Origin of the sequence: Streptomyces sp. UW30 (assembly GCF_008042075.1) — a bacterium.
Lineage (GTDB): Bacteria > Actinomycetota > Actinomycetes > Streptomycetales > Streptomycetaceae > Streptomyces.
In genome coordinates, this window is the sequence record NZ_RDBN01000022.1 from 7,590 (window position 1) to 28,688 (window position 21,099).

Below are 21,099 nucleotides of genomic sequence, written 5' to 3' on the forward strand. Positions count from 1 at the left end.
GCGTTGACGGGTGTCGGGGGCGTCGAGGAGTACGCACGGGGTGGGTGGGAACGCCCCGCGCCCCTTGAGGGGCGTCTCAGCGGTCGTACTGATCAGGGCCACCGGGCTCGCATCCGCCAACATCCCCGCGATCCGCTCCTGCGGCCATGCCGGATCCAGGGGCAGATAGGCCGCGCCCGCCTTCTGGATCGCCAGCAGAGCCGTGATGGTGTCCGCGGTAGGAGGCAGGGCGAACGCCACGAGCCGCTCCGGGCCGGCGCCCAACTCGACCAGGTGCCGGGCCAGTTGGTTGGCCGCCGTGTTCAACTGCCGGAACGTCAGGCTCTGCCCGTCTCCGACCACCGCCACCGCATCCGGGGTACGCGCCACCTGTGCTTCGAACGCCTCCGGCATCGTGCGGTACCGCACCGGCAGCCGCTCCCCCACCCCGCCGGCCAGCAGCGCGGTCCGCTCCTGCGGGGCGAGGACGTCCAACGCGGCCAAGGGGGTGTCCGGGTCTGCCAGTACGGCCAGTACCAGGCGCTCGAAGCGCCCGGCCAGCTCCACCACCGCGGGGCGCTCGTAGCAGTCGGGGCGGAACTCGAAGACGACGCCCAGTCGTTGCTCGGCGAGCACGGCCAGCGTCAGTGGATAGTGGGTGGCTCCCGAACCCTTGACCTCGACGATCCGCAGTCCTGCGGACGCCTCGGCCTCGGCCACCGCCGCCTCGTCGATCGGGTAGTTCTCGAAGACGAGCAGGGTGTCGAAGAGGTCGCCCGCGCCGGCGAGGCGCTGGATCTCCGTCAGGCCCAGGTGCTGATGGTCCATCAGCCGGGCCTGCTCGTCCTGGAGTCGGCGCAGGAAGACACCTGCCGACTCCCCCGGCGGCACGGTCACCCGGACCGGCACCGTGTTGATGAACAGGCCGATCATGGACTCCACACCGGGGAGTTCGGCGGGCCGTCCCGCCACGGTCGCCCCGAAGACCACGTCGTCCCGGCCGGTCAGCCGCGCCAGCAACAGCGCCCACAGACCTTGCACGACCGTGTTGACCGTGACGCCCCGGCTCCTCGCGAACTCCTGTACTCGGCCGGTCAGTTCCTCGGTCAGCCGCAGTGTGTGCAGCTCGGGCGGCACCGGGACCAGCCCGGCGGACCTCGGTGCCAGGACCGTCGGTGCCGCCCCCACCAGCGCCTCGCGCCATGCGTCGGCGGAGGCCTCCCGGTCGCGGGAGGCGAGCCAGGCGAGGAAGTCCCGGTAAGGCCGTACGGCGGGCAGCGGGGCCGTGGCGCCGGGGGCGAGGTGGGCGGCGTAGAGCTGGAGGAGTTCGCGGACGAGGAGAGGGATGGACCAACCGTCCAGCAGGAGGTGGTGGTTGGTGAGGATCAGCAGCCAGCGGTCGGCGGCACGGCGCACGAGGGTCAGGCGCAGCAGTGGGGGGTCGGTGAGGTCGAAGCGGGCGACGGCGTCCTCGGCGATCAGCCGGGCCGCCTCGCCCTCCCCCTCGGCCCAGTTCACCGGCACCTGCTTGAGCACCACCTGCACCGGTTCGTCGAGGTCCTCGTGCAGGAAGGCACTGCGCAGGTTGGCGTGCCGGGCGAAGAGTTCCTCGGCGGCCGTGCGCAGCAGGGCGGGGCGCAGGGGGCCCTCGATCTCCACCAGGGACTGCATGGTGTAGACGTCCTGGGCGCCCTCGTCGAACAGGGCGTGGAACAGCAGGCCCTGCTGAAGCGGGGAGAGCGGCAGCACGTCCTCGACCAGGGAGCCGTCGTCCCCGGGTGCCTTGCTCATCGAGTCCTCCACCTCGCCTTGACGTTGTCGAGCTGCGACTGGCTGAGGGACACCAGTGGTGCGCCGGTCGGAGTGAACGCCGAGGGCGCGGCTTCGGTGTCGTCGGGCAGGGATCGGGCGAGCCCGGCCGGGGTGCGGTGGGTGAAGACGTCCCGGGGGGACAGCGCGAGTCCCGCTCTGCGGGCGCGGTCGGCCAGTCGGACCGAGACGATGCTGTCGCCGCCGCGTTCGAAGAAGTCGTCGTGGACGCCCACCCGTTCCAGCCCGAGCACCTCGGCGAACAGCCCGCACAGCACCTTCTCCGGTTCGGTGCGCGGCGGTTCGAAGGCGGACGTCTCCGTGAAGTCGGGGGCGGGCAGGGCGCGTCGGTCGAGCTTGCCGCTGGGGGTGAGGGGCAGGTCGTCCAGTACCACCAGTGCGGACGGGACGAGATGACCGGGGAGCCGCTCGGCGAGGGCGCGGCGCAGGGCGAGGGGTTCGAGGAGGGCGCCGGAGGCCGCCACGACGTAGGCCACCAGGCGTCGTGGCGCCGATCCGTCCTCCCTGGCCACGACCGCGGCCCTGCCGACATCCGGCAGTGCGCGGATCGCCGCCTCGATCTCACCGGGTTCGACCCTGAAGCCCCTGATCTTCACTTGGTCGTCGGCCCGGCCGAGGAACTCCACGGTGCCGTCGGGCCGCAGCCGTGCCAGGTCGCCGGTGCGGTAGAGGCGGCTGCCCGGTGCGCCGAAGGGGTCGGCGACGAAGCGTTCCGCGGTGCGGCCGGGTTCGTTGAGGTAGCCGCGGGCCAGGCCCGCTCCGGAGAGGTACAGCTCGCCGACGGCGCCGACGGGCGACGGTCGCAGGAACGGGTCGAGGACGTGGACGCAGGTGTGGGCGATGGGTCGGCCGAGTGGCACCGCGCCCTCGCCGCGCTCGTGGACGTGGATCAGGCTGTCGCCGGCCGCCTCGGAGCAGCCGTAGAGGTTGACAAGCCGCGCGTCCGGCCAGCGCCGGGTGATGGACTCGGCCAGTTCGCCGGGGAGCGTTTCGCCGCTGGAGATCCAGGTGCGGACGGTGGAGAAGGCGCCGGGCGGGGCGGATTCGACGAGGGTGGTGTAGAGGCTGGGGACCGCTGTGAGGAGGGTGGCCCGGTGGCGGTCGGCCAGGGCGGCGAGGGCCGTCGGGTCGCCGGTGGCCGCGTCGTCGGCGAGTGCGACGGCCTCGCCCGCGACGAGGGCGCCCAGCAGTTCTGTCAGGCCGTCGATGAAGCTCAGGGGGCTCTTGGAGACGCGGACGCCGACGGAGTCGGCCCCCAGCTCCCTGCCCCAGGCGAGCCTGTTGGCAAGGGCCCGCTGGGTTCCGATCACGCCCTTGGGGCGGCCGGTGGAGCCCGAGGTGAAGATGAGGTAGGCGGGGTTCTCGGGCGACAGCGGCGGTCGTCGGCGTACGGTGGCCTCCGCGTCCGGGGGGCACACCGACTCTCGCTCGATGCCGAGTTGTTGGGCCGTCGGCGCGTCGCAGATGACCAGCCGGGGTCGGGCGTCGTCGAGCATCAGCGCGATGCGGTCGGGTGGGTAGCCCGGGTCGATCGGCATACAGGCGGCTCCGGCCTTCAGTACCGCGAGGAGTGCGGTGACCAGGGCTGGGCTGCGGGGCACGGCCACGCCGACCACGGACTCCGGCCCGGCGCCGCGCGCGAGGAGAGCCGCTGCCAACCGGTCGGCCCGGGCGTCGAGTTCGGCGAAGGTGAGGGGGGTGTCGTCGCCGTGGAGGACGGCGGGCGCGTCGGGGGTGCGGTCCGCCTGGTCCTCGAACAGTTCGCGGACCGTGGGATGCGGGAGCGGTTGGTCGTTCGGTGGGTGGGGCTCGGGCTCCGGAGGAGGGCGGAGCCGTGCCACGGGGGTTGCGGGGCGCTCGATGAACTCCCTTAACAGGGCGTCGAGTTGGGATGCGACACGGGTCGCGGCCGGACCGTCCACCACTGCGGGCCGGTGGCCGAGTGTCAAGGTCATTCGGGGGCCCGGCAGAGCGGTGAGTGTCAGCGGGTAGTGGGTGGCGTCGTGGACCGAGACTCCGGTCATGCGCAGGCCGTCGGTGCCGAGCGCTCGGGTGATGCCCTCGTGGTCGATGGGATAGCTCTCGAAGACCAGCAGCGTGTCGAAGAGGACGGTGTGCCCGGCGGCGCGCTGGATGTCGGCGAGGCCGAGGTGGCGGTGGTCGAGGAGCGCGGACTGCTCGGACTGGAGCCGGGTGAGCAGGTCGGCGAGCSGCTCGCCGGGGCGAAGCCGTACGCGTACCGGCAGGGTGTTGATGAACAGGCCGACCATGGACTCGATGCCGGGGACGTCGGCGTCGCGACCGGAGACGGTGGCGCCGAGGACGACGTCCGTGCGGCCGGTCAGCCGGCACAGGAGGACGGCCCACAGGCCCTGGAGCACGGTGCTGACCGTCAGACCGTGGGCTCGGGCGGTGGCGGTGAGCGCCGCGGTGTCCTGCTCGGAGAGTTCCCACGCCAGCCGGGCGGGGTCCTCGGCCGGGAGATCCCGGGCCTCGGGTGCGATGAGTGACGGTTCGTCAAGTCCCGTCAGGGCAGCCTGCCATGACCGCTCGGCCGCGGCACGGTCCTGTCGGGCCAGCCAGGCGAGGTAGTCGCGGTAGGGGCGGACGCGGGGCAGGGTGTCGAGGTCGCCGCCCGGGGCGTACAGCTGGAACAGCTCCCGTACGAGGACGGGGGCGGACCAGCCGTCCCAGAGCAGGTGGTGGGAGGAGATCACCAGGCGGTGGCTCAGCGCGTCGAAGGTGACCAGGCGGAAGCGCACCAGCGGTGGCCGGGCCAGGTCGAACCGTTCGTCCCGGTCCTCGGCCAGTAGCCGTTCGAAGGCCGGTTCGCGTTCCTTCTGCGGCAGCCAGGACAGGTCCGTGACCTGCCAGGGAGTCCGCACCGCGCTGGCGATCACCTGGACCGGGCGTCCGGAGCGCCGGGTGCGGAACGCGGCCCGCAGGTTGGCGTGGCGGGCGAGCAGCTTCGCCACCGCCGCGCTCATGAGCAGCTCGTCCACCGGTCCTTCGAGGCGCAGGGTCATCTGGCCGGTGTAGACGTCGTGACCCTGCTCGTCGTACAGGGCGTGGAAGACCATCCCCTCCTGCATGGGCGACAGGGGGAGGACGTCCTCCACGGCCGGGCGGCCGGCCATCAGCCCTCGGCCCGGCGCATGGCCTCGGCCAGGCTGCGCGGGCGCATGTCCGTCCAGTGCCGCTCGACGTAGTCCAGACAGGCGGCCCGGTCGGCGGGCCCGTGCACGGTCGTCCATCCGTCGGGTACGGGCGCGAAGTCCGGCCACAGGGAGTGCTGGCCCTCGTCGTTGACCAGGACGCGGAAGACGCCGCTGTCGTCGTCGAAGGGGTTGGCCATGGCTCAGTTCCTCTCCTGCTCGCGGGACGGACGTGGCGCACGGTCGGTGAAGGTGCCGGAGAACTGGTCGTCCGCGCCGGGCACCGGTTCGGCGGGGTCGGCGCCGAGCGCGACGATCCGGTTGGCCTTGTCGACGTGGACGACCCGGGGCCGATGGGTGGCACGCTCGGACTCGTCGAGCGCGGCGAAGGACATGATGATCACCAGGTGACCGGGGTGGACGAGATGGGCGGCGGCGCCGTTGATCCCGATGACGCCGCTGCCGCCTTCGCCGGTGATGGCGTAGGTGGTCAGTCGGGCGCCGTTGTCGATGTCGACGACCTGGACCGCTTCGCCCTCGACGATGTCGGCGGCCTCCATGAGGTCCTGATCGATCGTCAGGGATCCCACGTAGTGCAGATCTGCCTGGGTGACGGTGGCTCGGTGGATCTTGCCGTTCAGCAAGGTGCGGTGCACCATGACCCCCTGAGGAGACTACTTAGGTGAGGCTCACCTAATTCAACAAGGCCGGGTGGGGAAGGACGGTCGTGGAAGAACTCCAGGAGCAGCCGGTTCACTTCGTCCGGTCGCTCCAGATAGCCGTAGTGGCCGCAGCCCTTGATCTCCTGGTGCACGGCGCCGGGGATGGCGTCGGCGACCTCGCGCCCGAGGTGCGGCGGCAGGACGACGTCGTCCGCGAAGCCGACGACCAGGCAGGGCACGTCGATCGCCCGGTAGGCCGCCAGTCGGCCCTCGGGGACCTCCAGGTCCAACTGGGCGCGCACTCCGGGCCCCTTGACCTGCGGTGAGAACTCGAAGAGCTCCAGCCAGTCCCGAATCTGCCCCTCGTCGTCCAGGGTGGCCGGTGACAGGTTCTCCAGCGCGCGGATCCAGGCGCCGTAGGCGGTCGGCAGCTCCGATCCGCTGTCGTACAGGGCGCGTTCGGCCCGGGCCATCGCCGCACGCAGGACGTCCGTACGGCCCTGGGTGGCCAGCAGCACGCCCTGCCGCACGAGTCCGGGCCGGGCCAGCATCAGCTCCTGGACGACGTACGCCCCCATCGAGACGCCGACGAAACGGCAGGGCGCGAGACCGAGGTGCTCGGCCAGGCCCGCCGTGTCGGCCACCAGGTCGTCGACGGTGAAGCCCTCCGGGCACTCGTCCGTGGGCGGGATGCCCCGGTTGTCGAAGGTGACGACCCGGTGTCCGGCCTCGACCAGCGCCGGCACCTGATGGAGATGCCAGGCCCGGCCCCCGGCGCCCTGGCCCATCACCAGAACCACCGGCTCGCCGTCGCCGACGTCCTCGTAGTGGAGCCGGATCCCGTTGATCCGCGCGCTCGGCATGGTTCTCCGCCCTGTCGTCCTTGAGGCTCGGTCAGTCGGCCGCCGGGGACGCCTTCGCGGGCGCCGCCCGGTCGTCCCCTTCGGCGTCCGGAGGCCGGCTGAGCGTGGCCTTTCGCAGCCCCGGCATGGCCAGGGCCAGCGCGCCCACACCCGCCAGACAGATCACGCCACCGAGCACCACGGCGCCGCTCGTCGAGCCGAGCGCCCTGGCGACCAGGCCCGCCTCGACGTTGCCGACGGACGGCCCGGCGGTGGCCTGCGCGAGCCACAGGCTGCCGACCCGGCCCTGGAGCCGGTCCGGCGTGTAGTGCTGGAGCAGGGCCCGGCGCAGGATCTCCGACGCGGTGTCGCCGAGGCCGGCCAGGCCCAGGAAGAACAGCGCGAACCACAGGTCGGTACTGAGGCCGAAGCAGGTGATCGCCACACCCCACACCGCCACCGCGCCGATCAGGGCCCGCCCGGTGTGGTGCACCCGGCCGGTCCAGCCACTGGTCAGCGCGCCGAAGAAGGAGCCGACGGCGGGGGCGGTGTAGAGCAGCCCGACGGTGGACGGGCCGCCGCCGAAGTGCTCGGTGCCGAGTTCGGGGAACAGCGCGTACGGCATCGCGAAGACCACCGCGCACACGTCGATCAGCAGCAGCCCGGCGACGACCTGGTTGCCGCGCAGGAAGCGCAGCCCCTCCCCCATCGCCTTCAGCGGATGCTGGGCCTCGGCCGACCCCTCGGGGGGAAGCTTCGGCAGCGGTGCGAGCAGGGCGAGTCCCACGACGTATATGGCCGCGTCGATCCCGAAGCACCAGGCGATGCCGGGCCCGGCCGCGATCACGCCCGCGAGGGACGGGCCGATCATGCCGCCCAGTTGGGCGGTGAGCGTGGTCAGCGCGCCGGCGGCGGCCAGCTGGCCGGGGGTCACCAGGGCGGGGGTGGCGGCCATGAGAGCCGGGCCACCCAACCCGGCGGTGAAGCCCGCCAGTACGGCCGCCACGAAGACGAACCACACCTGCGGGTCGGGCAGCGCCGCGTTCACCGCGAGCCCGGCGATCACCACCGCGGTCACGGCCCGGGTGACCAGCATGACCCGGCGCCGGTCGGCCCGGTCGGCGATCAGCCCGCCGGTGACCAGACCGACCAGCAGCGCCAGGCCCAACACCAGGCTCATCAGGCCGACTTGGACCGACGATCCGGTCAGCGTGTAGATCTGCAGGCTCGCGGCCACCGAGGTGAGGTGGGTGCCCACCATGGAGATCGCCTGGGTGGCGAACACCAGCCTGAAGTCTGCGCTGGAGCGCAACGGCGTTACGTCCACGACGACTTCACCCAGCTTCACGCGCGCCCCTGACCCTGTGCCGGGACAACATAGGGAGCGACGCTGCGCAGTTTCTCGCAGGTCTCCTCCAGTTCCCGGGCCGGCGTCGAGCCGGCGAGTATGCCGGCGCCGGCCCGCAGCCAGGTGCGCCCGTCCTCCTCGAAGATGCTGCGCAGCACGAGCGCCGCGTCGAGGGAGCCGTCGCTGCCGGCCCGGAGCACCGCACCGCTGTAGACGCCGCGCGGTTCCTTCTCGAGACGGGCGATGCAGTCGTAGGCCGCGGTCTTGGGGATGCCGGAGGCGGTCACCGCGGGGAACACCGCGCGCAGGACGTCCCAGGCGGTGGCGGACTCGGCCAGCAGGCCGTGCACGCTGGAGCCGAGGTGCTGCACACTGCCGCGCCGGCGGACGCTGAGCAGGTCCCGCACCGAGACCGTGCCCGGCCGGCAGACGGTGGCCATCTCCTCCTCGGCCAGTTTGACCGACAGCACGTGTTCGGAGATCTCCTTGGGGTCGGCGAGGAGTTCGACGCGCAGCCGCTCGTCCTCCTGCTCGCCCAGGCCGCGGGCACGGGTGCCGGCGAGCGGCATGGTCACGACCTCGCCGTCGGCGCTGACCTCGGCGACGGTCTCGGGGCTGAATCCGGCGATCCGGCGTCCGCCGAGGCTCAACAGGAAGGAGCGGGCCGGGGTGTTGTGCGAGCGGCCGTGGACGTAGGTGGCGACGAGGTCGACCGGGAAGGGCACGTCCACGGACCGGGAGAGGATGACCTTCTGGAGGTCGGTGGTCCGTATCTCCTCGATGGCCCGGGCCACCAGATCGGGGTAACGGCCCTCGGTGTCGGACACGTCGATGGGCCGGGGTACGGCGGCGGGGCGCKCGGCGGCGCGGTCGAACAACCGGAGCAACGCCGTCAGTGTCTCCTCGTCGGCGCTGCGCACGAGCGCACTTTTGTGACCGAGCCTCACTTCGGTGTGCGGGACGACCAGATGGAGCACGTCGTCGTCGCCGGCCCGGTCGGGGCGGCCGGCGTGGAGGTGGGAGAACTCGAAGGCCATCCAGCCGTAGGCGTTCCAGCCTTCGACCGCCATCCGGTCGAGTTCCTCGCGGACCTGACGCAGGGGATGCGACCCGATCGGGGCCACCGTCTCCTCGTCGAACCATCGGCGGCGGATCTCCGAGCGGCCGACCAGGATCTCGCCGAGCGCCCCGCCGGCGAACCAGACGTCGCCGTTCTGTTCGTAGATCACGTACTGGTCGAACAAGCCCGACTCCGCCAGTTTCGCCGCCAACTGGACGGGGTCTCCCGGCAGTTCCGTCTCCGCGCTCCGATAACGCAGCAAGGACCTACCTCCCTGGAGTTAGGTTAACCTAACCTAATTCACAACGACCCTAGCCTCCGCGGCGCGGTGCCGTCCAGATCACACGCCAGGCTTGACCCCGCCGACTCATTAGGCAAGCCTTTCCTAAACAGCAGGCGGGAGTTGAGCATGCTCGACGGTTGGGTGACCTGGCCGGACCCGTTGGCCGAGAAGTACCGCGCGCAGGGCTACTGGGAGGGGCGGCCGCTCGACCGGCTGCTGAGCGAGAGCGCCGAACGCACACCGCGGCGGACCGCGCTCGTGGACGCCGACGGAAACCGCTGGACGTACGCCGAACTGGAACTGCGCGCCGACCGCTTGGCGGCCGGACTGATGCGGCTCGGCATCGGGGACGGCGACCGCGTGGTCGTCCAACTGCCCAACACGGACGCGTTCGTGGTGCTCTTCTTCGCCCTGCTGAGGGCGGGCGCGATACCGGTGCTCACCCTGCCCGCGCATCGCGAGAGCGAGATCGTGCATGTCGCCGAGGTGTCCGGCGCCACGGCGTACGCGATCCCCGACCTGCACGACGGCTTCGACCACCGCACGCTCGCCCGATCACTGCGCAAGGCCGTGCCCGGCGTAGAGCACGTGCTGGTGGCGGGCGACGCCGCGGAGTTCACCGCGCTCGCCGACGTCGACGCCGAACCGGCCGCACTGCCCGAGCCCGACCCGGCCGATGTCGCCGTACTGCTGCTGTCGGGCGGCACGACCGGCAAGCCGAAGCTGATCCCGCGCACCCACGACGACTACACCTACAACGTCCGCGCGAGCGCCGAGGTCTGCGGTTTCGACCGCGACACCGTCTACCTGGTGGTGCTGCCGACCGCGCACAACTTCGCGCTGGCCTGCCCCGGACTGCTGGGCACGCTGATGGCGGGCGGCACCGTCGTGCTCGCTCCCACGCCGAGCCCCGAGGACGCCTTCGAGCTGATCGAGCGGGAGAGGGTCACCGCCACCGCCGTGGTCCCGCCGATCGCGCTGCTCTGGATGGACGCGGTGGAGTGGGAGGAGGCCGACGTGTCCTCCCTCGCCCTGCTCCAGGTCGGCGGCTCCAAGCTGGGCGCCGAGCCCGCCGCCCGGGTCGGACCGGCCCTCGACTGCACACTCCAGCAGGTGTTCGGCATGGCCGAGGGACTGCTCAACTACACCCGGCTCGACGATCCGCCCGAGCTGGTGATCGGCACCCAGGGCCGCCCGCTGTCCCCCGCCGACGAGGTCCGCGTGGTCGACGAGGACGACCGTGACGTACCGCCCGGCGAGCGCGGCGAGTTGCTCACCCGCGGCCCCTACACCCTGCGCGGCTACTACCGCGCCGCCGAGCACAACTCCCGCGCCTTCACCACCGACGGCTACTACCGCACCGGCGACCTGGTGCGGATCCTGCCCTCGGGTCATCTGGTGGTCGAGGGCCGGGCCAAGGACCAGATCAACCGCGGCGGCGACAAGATCTCCGCCGAGGAGCTGGAGAACCACATCCTCGCCCACCCCGGCGTGCACGACGCGGCCGTGGTCGGCATGCCCGACGCGACGATGGGCGAGCGCACCTGCGCCTACCTCGTCCCGCGCGGACAGGCCCCGGGACAAAGGGAGTTGGCGGTGTTTCTCACCGAACGAGGGGTCGCCGCCTATAAGCTCCCCGACCGGGTGGAGACCATCGAGGTCTTCCCCCGGACCTCGGTGGGCAAGATCGACAAGAAGGCGCTCGGCCGGCTGATCGCCGAACGCCTGCGCGCGGAGGGCATCGGTGGCGACTGAGGCCAAAACGGCCCCTGTTGTACGGACGGACAAGCAACCGCGCAGGCGCCGCAACTCGACCCGCACACTGGCCGTGTTCGCTGCCCTGGTCCTGCTGGTCGTCGCGGCCGTGCTGAGCCTCGCGGTCGGCTCGCGCGCGCTGTCGCCGTCCGTCGTGTTCGACGCGCTGCTCCATGACGACGGATCGACCGCGGCGTCGGTGATCTGGGACGTCCGCGTGCCGCGCACCCTCGCGGGCATCGCGGCCGGTGCGGCGCTCGGCGTCGCGGGTGCGCTGATCCAGGCGCTCACCCGCAACCCGCTGGCCGATCCGGGGCTGCTCGGCATCAACGCGGGCGCCGCCACCGGAGTCGTGCTGTCCATCACCGCGCTCGGCATCACGAGCCTGTGGGCGTCGGTGTGGTTCGCCATGGCGGGGGCGGTGGTGGCGGGGCTGCTGGTGTACTCGCTCGCCTCGGGAGGGCGCGGCGGCGCCACTCCGGAGCGGCTCGCGCTCGGCGGTGCGGTGATCGCCGCGGTGTTCACCGGTATCGGCCAGACGCTGATGCTGCTCGACGCGCAGGCCCTGGACCAGCTGCGGTTCTGGAGCGTGGGCTCGCTCGCGCGGGCCGACAGCGAGACGCTGACGACGATCACGCCGTTCGTGGTGGTGGGCCTGGTGACGGCGTTGGCGCTGGTCCGGCCGCTCAACGCGCTCGCGCTGGGTGACGACGGCGCGCGGGCGCTGGGCGCCCATGTGGACCGGACGCGCTTTGTCGGCCTGGTGGCCGTGACACTGCTGTGCGGGGCCGCGACCTCGGCCGTGGGACCGCTGGTCTTCGTCGGTCTCGCGGTGCCGCACATCGCCCGCCTGATCGCCGGKGCCGACCAGCGCTGGACGCTGCCGATGTCGATGCTGCTGGCGCCGGCCCTGCTGCTGTTCGCGGACGTCCTCGGCCGGGTCGCCGTACGCCCGGACGAACTGGACGCGGGGGTGGTCACCGCGGTGGTCGGCGCCCCGGTGTTCATCGCGCTGGTCCGCTACCGAAAGGCGGTGTCGGCATGACGACGCAGGCCCCGCCACGCGCCCGTACCCATGTCGTACGCAGCCGCTCGCACGGTCTCTCGCTACGGGTGGACGTGCGCGCGGTGACGGTCTGCGTGCTGGTGCTGGCCGCCACCGCCGCGGTCGGCGTCCTCGCGCTCGGCACCGGCGAGTACACGATCTCCCCGGCGGACGTGGTCCGCACGCTGCTCGGCAACGGCAGCCCGCGCACCGACTTCGTCGTCAACGACCTCAGGCTGCCCCGTCTGCTGACCGGCATCCTGGTCGGCGCGGCGCTCGGGCTGAGCGGTGCCCTCTTCCAGAGTCTGACCCGCAATCCGCTGGGCAGCCCCGACATCGTCGGCTTCACCTACGGCTCGGCCACCGGGGGTCTGCTGGTCGTCCTGCTCGTCGGCGGGACCGGCGGGCAGATCGCCCTCGGGGCGGTGGGCGGCGGCCTCGCGACGGCCGTCCTCGTGTATCTGCTGGCGTGGCGGCAGGGCGTCCACGGCTATCGGCTGGTGCTGGTCGGCATCGGGGTGAGCGCGCTGCTGCAGGGCGTGAACGCCTATCTCCTCGCCAAGGCCCGCTTCACCCAGGCCGCGCAGGCCATGGTGTGGCTCAACGGCAGTCTGAACGGCCGGAGCTGGGCGGACGTACGCCCGGCCGCTCTCGGCCTGCTGGTCGTGCTGCCCCTGGTGGGGCTCGCCGCGAGCCGGCTGAGGATCCTGGAGATGGGCGACGACGTGGCGGGCGGGCTCGGCGTCCCGGTCCAGCGGACGCGGCTGCAGTTGCTGGTGCTCGCCACGGCGGCCTGCGCGGTGGCGACCGCGGCCGCCGGCCCGATCCCGTTCGTCGCTCTCATCGCCCCGCAGCTGGCCCGCCGCCTCACCCGGACCCCCGGCCCGGGTCTCCTGGCCGCCACCTGCACCGGCGCCCTGCTCGTGGTGAGCGCGGACTTCGCCTCCGGGCGCATCCACGAGACGGCCCAGCTGCCGGTCGGCGTGGTCACCGCGGTGGTCGGCGGGGTGTATCTGGGGTTGCTGCTGCGCAGGCAGCGGCGGGCCGGGCGGATCTGAGCGCCTCAGTGCCCGTGCTCCTCGGCCCCGTCCTCGTGCGCGGGGGCCGGTGAGCCGGCCGCTGCCGTGCCCGCCCGGACCGTGAACTCCGCGGTGTGCACCTGCCCCTGGTGCTTGAAGTCGAGGAACAGCCGGTAGGTGCCGCTGCTCGGTGCCGTGGCCGTGAACGAGATCTCCGGGCCGGGCTTCGTCCTGCCGTCGCCGGGTTCGCCGCCCGGGTGGACGTGGAGGTAGGCGAGGTCGCCGGAGCGCAGGGCGACCAGGTGGCCGTAGGCGCCGAGGTAGGGCTGGAGGTCGGTCACCGGGCTGCCGCCCCGGGAGACCTTCAGCCGCAGCTCGGTCTCCTTGCCCGGGCGCAGGGCGCCGTCCAGACGGACCTCGTAGCCGTTGACCTTCGCGGTGGCCTTCGGGGCGGGCAGTTGCCGCGGCTCGTAGGTGCCCGAGGCGGCGAGGTCCGCGCCGAGGGTGAGGTTCTCGGCACCCTTCTTCGCCGGGGTGAAGTCGGCGAAGACGCGGTATCCGCCCGCGCGGGGCAGCTCGACGGGGATGCTCCAGGTGCCGTCGGCGGCGCGGGTGGGGTGCACATGGCGGTAGGTGGCCAGGTCGCGTGAGGCCACGATGAGGTGCAGTTCCTTCTCGTGTTCGCGCTGGTAGGCGGTGACCGCGCGGCCCGCGCTGTCGCGGATGGCGAAGCTCAGGTCGGATCGCTTCCCGGCGGTGACGGTCGTGGTCCTCAGGTCGAGCGTGTACCCGCCCTCGGAGATCTGGAGCCCGCCGGCCGGCGCCGTCTCGTGCCCGCCATGGTCCCCGCCTCCCGCCGGATCCGGCGACGCCTCGCCGTGGCTCTCGTGGCGGGCGGGAGCGGGGTCCTCCACGACGGGGTCGACACCTTTGCCCACGCCGTAGGCGGTGCCGAAGGTCGCGGCCAGTGCGGCGGCGAACGCTGTGATCCTCAGTCCGGCATGCATGGCGGTCTCCTGCGGGTCTGATCCTTGGATACGGTCCTTCGATGCACCTCACCATACCCCTGGGGGGTACCAAGTCAACCCGCATCGACGCTTGCGTTGCCTACCCCCTAGGGGTATACATGGACACCGGCAAGGATACCCCCACCCCGTATAGAGGTCGACCGAGACCGCGCATCCCAGGAGGAACCCATGTCCACCACCACCTACGCCGTCTCCGGTATGAGCTGCGCCCACTGCAAGGCCACGCTCACCAAGGTCATCGGCGAGCTGGACGGCGTCACCGGGGTCGACGTCGATCTCGCGGCCGGGCAGGTCACCGTCACCAGCACCACCGAGCCCGACGACGCCCTGCTGGGCGAGGTGGTCGACGACGCCGGCTACGAGCTGACCGGCCGCACGGCCTGACCCGCACCCCGACCGCGGGGCCCGGCCGCACCGGGCTCCCTCCGCACCCCGCACGAGGAGCAGCGATGACCACCACCGCGTCCGATCCCACGACCGAGGTAGAGCTCGCCATCGGCGGCATGACCTGCGCCTCGTGCGCGGCGCGCGTCGAGAAGAAGCTCAACCGCATGGACGGCGTGACGGCCACGGTCAACTACGCCACCGAGAAGGCCAAGGTCAGCTACGGCGGTGACGTCCGCGTGCAGGACCTGATCGCCACCGTCGAGGCGACCGGATACACCGCGCAGGAGCCCGCGCCGCCCGTTCGCGACGAGGCCGGGAGCGGCGACGGGCACGACGAACTGCACTCGCTCCGGGAGCGGTTGATCACCGCAGTGACGCTCTCGGTGCCGGTCGTCGCGATGGCCATGATCCCGGCCCTGCAGTTCGAGTACTGGCAGTGGCTGTCGCTCACGCTGGCGGCGCCCGTCGTGACGTATGCCGCGTGGCCCTTCCACAAGGCGGCGTTCACCAATCTGCGGCACGGCGCGGCCACCATGGACACGCTGATCTCGGTCGGCACGTCGGCCGCGTTCCTGTGGTCCCTGTGGGCGCTGTTCCTCGGCACGGCGGGCGAGCCGGGCATGACGCACCCCTTCGAGCTGACCATCTCCCGCGGTGACGGCTCCGGGAACATCTATCTGGAGGCGGCCGCCGGTGTCACCGCCTTCATCCTGGCCGGGCGCTACTTCGAGGCCCGCAGCAAGCGCAAGGCCGGCGCGGCGCTCAAGGCGCTGCTGGAGCTCGGCGCCAAGGACGTCACCGTCCTGGACGCGGGAGGCGGCGAACGGACGGTCCCCGTCTCGGAGTTGACGGTCGGCGACCGTTTCCTCGTCCGTCCCGGCGAGAAGATCGCCGCCGACGGCACCGTCGTCGAGGGCTCGTCCGCGGTGGACGCCTCGATGCTGACCGGCGAGTCCGTCCCGGTCGAGGTCGCTCAGGGCGACCCGGTCACCGGCGCGACGATCAACGCGGGCGGCCGTCTCGTGGTCGAGGCCACCCGGGTGGGCGCCGACACCCAACTCGCCCGGATGGCACGGCTGGTGGAGGACGCGCAGAACGGCAAGGCGTCGGCGCAGCGGCTCGCGGACCGGATCTCCGCCGTGTTCGTGCCGATCGTGATCGCCCTGGCGCTCGGCACCCTCGGCTTCTGGCTCGGCAACGGCGCCGGAGCGGCCGCATCCTTCACCGCCGCGGTCGCCGTACTGATCATCGCCTGCCCGTGCGCGCTGGGGCTGGCCACGCCTACCGCGCTGATGGTGGGCACCGGGCGGGGCGCGCAGCTCGGGATCCTGATCAAGGGCCCGGAAGTGCTGGAGTCCACGCGCAAGGTCGACACGATCGTCCTGGACAAGACCGGCACCGTGACCACCGGCCGGATGACCCTCCTGGCCGTCCACACCTCCGACAACACCGACGAGGCCGAAGTCCTGCGCCTCGCGGGCGCGTTGGAGCACGCCTCCGAGCACCCGATCGCCCGCGCAGTGGCCGACGGAGCACTGGAGAAGCTGGGTTCACTGCCCACGCCCGAGGACTTCGCGAACGTGCCCGGTCTCGGGGTGCAGGGCATCGTCGAGGGGCACGCCGTGCTCGTGGGACGGGAACGGCTGCTCGCGGACTGGGCCATGGAGCTGCCGGATGACCTGCGGCAGGCCAAGTCCGAAGCCGAGGCGGCCGGTCGCAGCGCCATCGCGGTCGCCTGGGACGGTGCGGCGCGTGCCGTGCTGGAGGTCGCCGACGCGGTGAAGGAGACCAGCCCGGAGGCGATCCGGCGACTGCGCGCCCTCGGCCTCACCCCGATCCTGCTGACCGGTGACAACCGGGCCGTCGCGCGGGCCGTCGCCCACGAAGTCGGCATCGCCCCCGAGCAGGTGATTGCCGAGGTGCTGCCGCAGGACAAGGCCGATGTCGTCAAGCGCCTTCAGGACGAGGGCCGTTCGGTCGCGATGGTCGGTGACGGCGTCAACGACGCGGCCGCCCTCGCCCAGGCCGACCTGGGGCTGGCGATGGGCACCGGCACGGACGCCGCCATCGAGGCCGGCGACCTCACTCTGGTGCGGGGCGACCTGCGCGTCGCGGCGGACGCGATCCGGCTCGCCCGCAGGACGCTCGGCACCATACGCTCGAACCTGTTCTGGGCCTTCGCCTACAACGTGGCGGCGCTGCCGCTCGCCGCTGCCGGCCTGCTCAACCCGATGATCGCCGGGGCGGCCATGGCCTTCTCCTCGGTGTTCGTGGTCGGCAACTCCCTGCGGCTGCGCTCGTTCCGGGCAGCGGACTGACGACTCCTCGCGAAGACAAGAGGGCGCCGCACCAGCGGCGCCCTCTTTGTTTCGTTCGTCAGCCGAAGGCCTTCACGGCCTGGTAGTAGGTCCAGGCCGTGCTGTTGCAGGCGGTCTTCGACGCACCGCTGTAGTTCGCGCACACGCGCTTGAGGTCCTCGTAGAAGGCGCTGTCCACACGCGACTTGTTCGCGTCGAAGGCGCCGATCGCCTTGTAGTTGCGGTAACCGAAGTCGTGGCGGGCGCAGGACGTGGCGAAGGGGAAGCCGAAGGGGTTGTCGGGCGAGGAGGAGCAGTAGTCCGTCGACCAGTCGAACCCGTACGCGGACCAGGCGGACTGGTTGTTGCGGGCGGCGACCCAGGCGTTGTAGCTGGACGCGCTGGTCTGGGTCCAGCCGGACAGAACCTGGGGCTTGTCGGCGGGAGCGGCGCCGGCGGCCGAGGCGGTGGCGAAGACGGCTGCGAGGGAGAGGGCTGAGGCGGCAAAACCGGTGGCGAGTGTGCGGTGCATTCCACACCTCCATGAGGCTGCGACCCGCCCGTCGGGCCGCAGGTTCATGACAAGATGATTGACACCTGAACGGCTCTTTCACACCGCATGCGACTCAATTGCCCATTAACTCTTGGACATGCGAGGAGATCAGGGGATGAATTCGACGTCGGCGCGACCGGCCTCGCGCTGACCCGGCGGGCCCCCGACCGCATCCTCCCTCCGCAGGTCCACGGCAGTCAGCGCCAGCGCAAGCGGCCCCGGGGCGAGGAAGGCAAGCGGCACCAGCATCCAGCCGCACACGGCGGCGGTCGCCACCGCGAGCAGCACCAGGCCGCTGCCGCCCGCGTCCCGCACACAGTCCCCGGCGGCCTCCCGCAGCGCGGTCCGCCAGTCGGTGAGCGACTCGGGGCGGGCGCAGGCCCGCAGGCCGGCCACCACGCCACCCGCCCCGATTCCGGCGGCGATCACCGCGAAGGCCGCCCCGCCCGGCAGCCCCGCCCGGGCCAGCGCCAGATCGGCGACCAGCAGCAGGACACCCGTCAGCGCGAGGGCGCCCGCCGCCAGGTCGCCGGTCCGCAGCCGTCGCCGTAGCAACGCGAAGTACCGCCCGGCGGTGGCCGGTTGGTCCTCCCGCGCGCCCCGCAGCACCGCACACGCCGTCGACATGGCGGCCGGGGCGGTCAGCACGGGCAGACAGGCCACGGCCGTGGCCAGGCCGACGCTGAGCACATCGGCGAACAGAGTCATCCGCGGGCCGAACACCTCGCCCGCCTCGCGTGCCGGCATCCCGCTCACCCCTTCAGTCCGGAGCTGGCCATGCCCTCCACCAGGAAGCGCTGGAAGGCGAGGAAGAAGAGCACGATCGGCAGCAGCGCGATCACGGACAGCGCGAACATCGGGCCGAACGCCGAGATGCTGGAGGCGTCCACGAACGACCGCAGGGCGAGCGTGAGCGTGAACTTGTCCGGGTCGAAGAGATAGATGAGCTGGGTGAAGAAGTCGTTCCACGTCCAGATGAAGGTAAAGATCGCCGTGGTGATCAGCGCCGGGCGGGTCAGCGGCAGCACCACCAGGAAGAAGCTGCGGAACGGGCCGCAGCCGTCGATCCGGGCCGCCTCCTCCAGTTCGCGGGGCAGACCGCGCATGAACTGCACGATGAGGAACACGAAGAAGGCTTCCGTCGCCAGGAACTTCGGCAGGATCAGCGGCCAGTAGGTGTTCACCAGGCCGAGCTGGTTGAAGATGATGTACTGCGGGATCAGCACCGCGTGGTGCGGCAGCATGATCGTGGCGATCATGAACGCGAACAGCGGCCCGCGCAAGCGGAAGCGCAGCCGCGCGAAGGCGTAGGCGGCGAGCGAGCAGCTGATGACATTGCCGAGGACCGCGCCGCCCGCGATCAGCAGCGAGTTGGACAGCAGCCGCCAGATCGACACGTCGTTCACGCCGTCCAGGGCCGTGGAGTAGTTCGACCACTCCAGGTGACCGGGCAGCAGGTTCAGGCTCGCGATGACCTCGTCGGCCGGCTTGAGCGAGGTGGCCAGCAGCCAGGCCAGCGGATAGAGCATCACGAGCAGGGCGGCCAGACAGCCGAGGTGCAGGGCGACCCGGCTCCACCGAACTGGCTTATGGAAAAGGGCAGTTGATGAGGTCATCGGTCCCCCTCGGAGGTGTAGAAGACCCAGGAGCGCGAGGTACGGAACAGCACCGCCGTGACGGCGCCGATCACGATCAGCAGCACCCAGGCCATGGCGGAGGCGTAGCCCATGTGGGAGGCGACGAAGCCGCGGTCGTAGAGGTAGAGGGTGTAGACGAGGGTCGAGTCGGCGGGTCCGCCCTTGCCGGCGCCGATCGCGAAGGCGGGCGTGAAGACCTGGAAGGCCTGGATGGTCTGCAGCACGAGGTTGAAGAACAGGACCGGAGACAGCATGGGCACGGTGACGGACAGGAACTGCCGCCATTTCCCGGCCCCGTCCACGGCCGCCGCCTCGTACAGCTCGCTCGGGATCTGCTGGAGACCGGCGAGGAAGATGACCATCGGCGCCCCGAACTGCCACACCGTCAGCAGCGCCACGGCGAGCAGAGCCCAGCCGGGCTTGTTGACCCAGCCGCCGGTGCCGAACAGGTTGTCCACGGTGCCGCCGTCGTTGAAGATCGCCCGCCAGACGAGCGCGATGGACATCGACGCGCCGAGCAGGGAGGGGGCGTAGAACGCCGACCGGTAGAAACCCTTGCCGCGCTTCATGGACTTCAGCGCCAGCGCGACGACGAGGGCGAGCGCGAGTTGCAGGGGCACGGCGATGACGACGTACGTCAGAGTCGTCAGCACCGAACGCCAGTAGCGCGGGTCCTCCGTGAACATCTGGACGTAGTTGCGCAGCCCCACCCAGCGCGGCGGGTTGAACAGGTCGTAGTCGGTGAAGGACAGGTACAGCGACACGGCCATCGGCAGCAGGGTCAGCACGGCCGCGCCGAGCACCCACGGGGACAGGAACACCCAGGCGGGGCCCTGGCGTTCGCGCTTGGGCCGGCGCTTGGCGGCGGTGGCGGTGGCGCGCTGTGCGCGTGGGGGGATCGTGGTGGTGGTCATGACCTCAGCTCCGCCTTCGCCTCGGTGACGTAGTTCTCGGCCGCCTCGCGGGGCGACATGCGCGCGTACGACACCTGGTCGTAGTCGCGCTGGAAGGTGGTCTGGAGGGCGTTGTCGCCCGAGGGCGGGGCCTGCGGCGGGGCGTTGAGCGTGCCCTCCAGGGAGGTCTGGTAGCCGGCGATCGTCTTGTCGAAGTCCTTGAGCTGCGGCTCGATCTCCTTACGGACCAAGTCGTTGACGGGGATGCCGCGAGTGGCGCCGAGGACCTTCGCCGCCTGCTCGTCGTTGATGAGGAAGTCGACGAGCTGCGCCGCCTCCTTGGCGTGGCTCGTGTTGGCGCCGACGCCGAGGAACATGGACGGCTTGAAGTACTGACCGGGGGTGCCGTCCTCGCCGGACGGCATCGGCGCGAGCGCGACACCGCTGGGTATGAGAGCGAGGTAACCGCTCGCCGGTGCGTCCCAGTTGGCGTCGGCCGTGGCCTCGCCGCGCCCGAGCGGGGTGTTCTCGACGGAGCCGTCGAGCTGGGTGGTCTGCTCGGCGGGCGAGACGACGCCCTCGCGCCTGAGTTCGTCGGTGAAGGTCCACCAGCGCGTCAGGTCGTCGGCGGTGAAGCCGAGCCCGCCGTCCTTCGTGTAGAGGGACTTGCCCTGGCCGCGCAGCCAGACCTCGAAGCAGTCCTCGCTCTGGCCGGGGTCGGTGGCGCCGGGCTTGCCGGTCTTCTCGGCCAGCGCGCGCATGGTGTCGGCCCACTGGCTCCAGGTCCAGCTGCTGTCCGGGAGCGGCACTCCGGACGCTTTCCACGCCTTGACGTCGTACGCGACGGTCTCGGTGCCGCGTCCTTGCGGGATCGCGTACTGCGTGCCGTCCAGTCGGCCGGTGGCGAGCAGTCCGGCGTCGATCTCGTCGGTGCGCAGTACGGCCTGCTGCTCGCCGAGGTCGAGCAGGACGCCGCCGGAGGCGTACTGGTCGATCTGGCGGTAGTCGAGCTGCATCACGTCGGGGGCGTCGCCGCCCGCGGCCTGGGTGGCGAGCTTCTGCTTGTAGGCGTCGTACGCCGAGAACGACGTCTGCACCTGGATGTCCGGGTGCTGTTTCTCGAACTGGGCGAGGGCCTGCTCGGTGCGCTCCGCGCGGTCGGGGTTGCCCCACCACGTGTAGCGCAGCACGACCTTGCCGCCGCCGACCGACTCTCCGGATCCTGAGCAGCCCGCCGGCATCGCGCAGAGCGCGAGTGCGGCGGCCGAAGCGCAGAACCTCTTTGTCCTGTGTCCGGGCATGCCGAGGTCACCTCTCCTCTCCTCG

Annotated in this window: 18 protein-coding genes; 5 read left to right on the top strand and 13 right to left on the bottom strand. The window is 71.6% G+C overall.

Going from position 1 to position 21,099, the window contains the following annotated elements; translation table 11 throughout:
* From EAO75_RS13390 to EAO75_RS13420, 7 genes are all read right to left on the bottom strand, one after another.
* On the bottom strand, positions 1-1,770 hold a 1,770-nt coding region (locus EAO75_RS13390; protein WP_261989264.1), incomplete at its 3' end, for a condensation domain-containing protein.
* A complete protein-coding gene (locus EAO75_RS13395; protein WP_147995286.1) occupies positions 1,767-4,946 on the bottom strand; it encodes a non-ribosomal peptide synthetase in 3,180 nt (1,059 codons plus the stop codon). The genes EAO75_RS13395 and EAO75_RS13390, both read right to left, overlap by 4 nt.
* On the bottom strand, positions 4,946-5,164 hold the full coding sequence (locus EAO75_RS13400; protein WP_147995287.1) for an MbtH family protein: 219 nt from the start codon (positions 5,162-5,164) through the stop codon (positions 4,946-4,948). Before EAO75_RS13400 ends, EAO75_RS13395 begins: the two co-directional genes overlap by 1 nt.
* Positions 5,165-5,167: 3 nt before the next feature.
* Positions 5,168-5,623, bottom strand: coding sequence for an aspartate 1-decarboxylase (gene panD / locus EAO75_RS13405; protein WP_410092263.1), 456 nt, complete (start codon positions 5,621-5,623; stop codon positions 5,168-5,170).
* Positions 5,602-6,489, bottom strand: coding sequence for an alpha/beta fold hydrolase (locus tag EAO75_RS13410; protein WP_261989265.1), 888 nt, complete (start codon positions 6,487-6,489; stop codon positions 5,602-5,604). Before EAO75_RS13410 ends, panD begins: the two co-directional genes overlap by 22 nt.
* 31 nt (positions 6,490-6,520) lie before the next feature.
* Positions 6,521-7,816 (bottom strand): enterobactin transporter EntS, encoded by a 1,296-nt coding sequence (entS, locus tag EAO75_RS13415; RefSeq protein ID WP_147995288.1) that lies wholly within the window; start codon positions 7,814-7,816, stop codon positions 6,521-6,523.
* Positions 7,813-9,138 (bottom strand): salicylate synthase, encoded by a 1,326-nt coding sequence (locus tag EAO75_RS13420; protein ID WP_147995289.1) that lies wholly within the window; start codon positions 9,136-9,138, stop codon positions 7,813-7,815. The genes entS and EAO75_RS13420 overlap by 4 nt, the downstream gene beginning before the upstream one ends.
* Before the next feature lie 147 nt (positions 9,139-9,285).
* Here EAO75_RS13420 and EAO75_RS13425 point away from each other — a divergent pair, with 147 nt between their 5' ends.
* Genes EAO75_RS13425 through EAO75_RS13435 form a run of 3 tightly spaced genes read left to right on the top strand, consistent with a single transcriptional unit; the run spans position 9,286 to position 13,017 of the window.
* The gene (locus tag EAO75_RS13425) at positions 9,286-10,914 is read left to right on the top strand and encodes a (2,3-dihydroxybenzoyl)adenylate synthase (protein WP_147995290.1); all 1,629 of its coding nucleotides are present in this window, start codon (positions 9,286-9,288) and stop codon (positions 10,912-10,914) included.
* Positions 10,904-11,959 (top strand): FecCD family ABC transporter permease, encoded by a 1,056-nt coding sequence (locus EAO75_RS13430; RefSeq protein WP_147995291.1) that lies wholly within the window; start codon positions 10,904-10,906, stop codon positions 11,957-11,959. Before EAO75_RS13425 ends, EAO75_RS13430 begins: the two co-directional genes overlap by 11 nt.
* Positions 11,956-13,017: a FecCD family ABC transporter permease gene (locus EAO75_RS13435; RefSeq protein WP_187284419.1), complete on the top strand. Its 1,062-nt coding sequence runs from the start codon at positions 11,956-11,958 to the stop codon at positions 13,015-13,017. Before EAO75_RS13430 ends, EAO75_RS13435 begins: the two co-directional genes overlap by 4 nt.
* Positions 13,018-13,022: 5 nt before the next feature.
* On the opposite strand, the gene EAO75_RS13440 is transcribed toward EAO75_RS13435, so the two are convergent.
* Entirely contained in the window at positions 13,023-13,985 is a 963-nt protein-coding gene (locus EAO75_RS13440; RefSeq protein ID WP_147995292.1) for a hypothetical protein, read from the bottom strand.
* Positions 13,986-14,174: 189 nt separating this feature from the next.
* Here EAO75_RS13440 and EAO75_RS13445 point away from each other — a divergent pair, with 189 nt between their 5' ends.
* Together EAO75_RS13445 and EAO75_RS13450 are read left to right on the top strand one after the other, a co-directional pair.
* Entirely contained in the window at positions 14,175-14,390 is a 216-nt protein-coding gene (locus tag EAO75_RS13445; protein WP_147995293.1) for a heavy-metal-associated domain-containing protein, read from the top strand.
* Between the two features lie 65 nt (positions 14,391-14,455).
* Positions 14,456-16,711 (top strand): heavy metal translocating P-type ATPase, encoded by a 2,256-nt coding sequence (locus EAO75_RS13450; protein WP_147995294.1) that lies wholly within the window; start codon positions 14,456-14,458, stop codon positions 16,709-16,711.
* Positions 16,712-16,769: 58 nt separating this feature from the next.
* Here the strand turns inward: EAO75_RS13450 and EAO75_RS13455 are convergent, their stop codons facing one another.
* The 5 genes from EAO75_RS13455 to EAO75_RS13475 all read right to left on the bottom strand — a co-directional run bounded on the left by EAO75_RS13455 (position 16,770) and on the right by EAO75_RS13475 (position 21,074).
* Positions 16,770-17,222, bottom strand: coding sequence for a phospholipase (locus EAO75_RS13455; protein WP_147995295.1), 453 nt, complete (start codon positions 17,220-17,222; stop codon positions 16,770-16,772).
* A 129-nt stretch (positions 17,223-17,351) separates the two neighbouring features.
* Complete coding sequence (locus EAO75_RS13460) at positions 17,352-17,990, bottom strand: hypothetical protein (protein ID WP_147995296.1); 639 nt, start codon at positions 17,988-17,990, stop codon at positions 17,352-17,354.
* Positions 17,991-17,995: 5 nt separating this feature from the next.
* Entirely contained in the window at positions 17,996-18,859 is an 864-nt protein-coding gene (locus tag EAO75_RS13465; protein ID WP_147995297.1) for a carbohydrate ABC transporter permease, read from the bottom strand.
* A complete protein-coding gene (locus tag EAO75_RS13470) occupies positions 18,856-19,794 on the bottom strand; it encodes a carbohydrate ABC transporter permease (protein ID WP_147995298.1) in 939 nt (312 codons plus the stop codon). The genes EAO75_RS13465 and EAO75_RS13470 overlap by 4 nt, the downstream gene beginning before the upstream one ends.
* Positions 19,791-21,074 (bottom strand): ABC transporter substrate-binding protein, encoded by a 1,284-nt coding sequence (locus EAO75_RS13475; RefSeq protein ID WP_147995299.1) that lies wholly within the window; start codon positions 21,072-21,074, stop codon positions 19,791-19,793. Before EAO75_RS13475 ends, EAO75_RS13470 begins: the two co-directional genes overlap by 4 nt.
* Between the last annotated feature and the right edge of the window lie 25 nt (positions 21,075-21,099).